Consider the following 270-nt stretch of genomic DNA (forward strand, 5'->3'; position numbering starts at 1 on the left):
TCCATCCCCTTAGATAACCCATCTCTTCGAAGTAGTCCATTAGAGTGTTCATTTAAGCCGCGTTGTGACGGACAACCGGGATCAGCAAAGTAAATATTGATGTCATTGACATTTGAAATGGCTTGCCAATCAGAAAATTCTTTTCCACAATCAAACGTAATGGATTTAAATAAATTTCTCGGTAAATAAGCAAACCAGTTATCACAAGCGATTCGCACATCACTTGCTTTGCGACTGTTAATTTTTATCGGGATGATGAGTTTACTGATT

1 protein-coding gene is annotated in these 270 nt (G+C 37.8%); it reads right to left on the minus strand.

The annotated features are described in order from the left end of the window. Nucleotides 1–270 (minus strand): IS30 family transposase (locus tag HMPREF2811_RS08105; RefSeq protein ID WP_141749290.1); only part of this gene is annotated, 270 nt, incomplete at both ends.

This window comes from Globicatella sp. HMSC072A10 (genome assembly GCF_001811625.1).
Taxonomy (GTDB): Bacteria; Bacillota; Bacilli; order Lactobacillales; family Aerococcaceae; genus Globicatella; species Globicatella sanguinis.